1 protein-coding gene and 1 pseudogene are annotated in these 1,641 nt (G+C 59.4%); both read left to right on the forward strand.

Annotated features, from left to right (window positions below; genetic code table 11):
- The first annotated feature begins 95 nt into the window (after positions 1-95).
- Complete coding sequence (dapA, locus tag HF921_RS13090; protein ID WP_064219723.1) at positions 96-971, forward strand: 4-hydroxy-tetrahydrodipicolinate synthase; 876 nt, start codon at positions 96-98, stop codon at positions 969-971.
- A gap of 37 nt (positions 972-1,008) precedes the next feature.
- Positions 1,009-1,641 (forward strand): annotated as a pseudogene (locus HF921_RS13095) (outer membrane protein assembly factor BamC); the annotation flags it as partial.

The raw sequence follows: 1,641 nt of genomic DNA on the forward strand, positions 1-1,641 counted from the left end.
CGTGGCGGTGTGGGTGATTCTTGCCTTGCCAAGCCCGCCGTTGGGCAAGTACCATCCCTAGCAGAAAAGGCATGGGTTAAAGCGGGAGCTGGATCATGTTTCATGGCAGTATGGTAGCTTTGGTGACGCCCATGCGGGCGGACGGCGTGGTAGATGACACTGCGCTCCGCGATCTGGTGGAGTGGCATATCGCCGAAGGGACGCACGCATTGGTTGCCGTCGGTACCACGGGAGAATCCGCCACCCTGGAAATGAGGGAACATGTGGCGGTGATTCGGACCGTCGTGGAGCAGGTCAAAGGGCGCATCCCGGTGATCGCCGGGACCGGAGCCAATGCGACCTATGAGGCCATAGAGCTCACCCGTGCGGCCATGGAAGTCAAAGCTGATGCGGCCCTGCTGGTTTCCCCTTATTACAATAAGCCTACCCAGGAAGGGCTGTTCCAGCACTATTCGGCGATCGCCGAGCAATGCCACTTTCCCATGATTCTCTACAATGTCCCTGGCCGCACCGCTGGGGATATTTTACCAGAGACAGTAGCGCGTCTGGCGCCGCGTGCCGATATCATCGGCATCAAAGAAGCGAGCGGTAAAGTCGAGCGGGTTGCTGAAATTCTGGCTTTGTGTGGGGATCAGGTGCAGGTGTACAGCGGCGATGATGGTGCCGCCCTGGCCGCCCTGGCATTGGGTGCACGTGGCGTGATCTCGGTCACCGCCAATGTGGCGCCCCGGCTGATGGCGCGGATGTGTGATCTGGCGCTGGCCGGTGACTTTATTGGTGCCCGTGCGGTCAACGCGCAACTGGTGGGGTTACACCGGGATCTCTTTCTGGAGTCCAACCCCATCCCGGTCAAATGGGCCCTGCACGAGATGGGCCGCATGGGAGCGGCTCTGCGTCTGCCCCTGACCCCTTTTTCGTCTGTTCATCATGAGCGTCTGCGCGAAAGTTTGCGTCGGGCGCAGTGTGTCTAATTATTCTCGCGCCTGGTCGCGTTTAGTGGAGTCTTGCATGCGCCGTTACGTAGCTCTTGCCGTGGTTGCCAGTCTGGGTTTGGGGGGATGTTCCTACATCCCCTTCTTCAAGTCTAACAGTGGCCCGAAATACCAGGATTCCAAGGTGATGGAACCCCTGAAGATTCCACCGGATCTGCTGGCGCAGGCGCCGCAACCGGGAGTTACCATACCGGGGGGGGCGGTAACTTCCAGCGAGCTGTCGAAGGATAGCGCCTCCGGTGGTTACGGGCTGTTTCAGCCCCACACGGCGGCCGGGCAGCAGCCAGTCGAAGAAAACATGCTGCCGGGTGTGAGCGCGCAAATTCTGGGTGCCGGTGCGGATTTGCGTTTGAGCACAAGCGCGAAGCCGGCCCAGATTTGGGCTGCCTTGAAAGCGACACTGGCAGCAGATGAGACTACGGTGGCGAAATTCTCTCCGCAACAGGACGAGCTGGTCACCAACTGGCGGGATTTCCGCAGCGGTCTGGCCTTTGTACTGGGGAACACCGTGGCACCTACCCATCGGGAGAGATACACCTTTCATCTGAATGCGGGCGAAAATGGATCCGAAATCTTGACGATACGGCAGGATCGCGTTTGGAATAACCCTACAGGTGGCAGTGTGAAATGGACGAAAGTACCCGCCGAT

This window comes from Acidithiobacillus ferriphilus (assembly GCF_018854775.1).
GTDB classification, from domain to species: Bacteria; Pseudomonadota; Gammaproteobacteria; order Acidithiobacillales; family Acidithiobacillaceae; genus Acidithiobacillus; species Acidithiobacillus ferriphilus.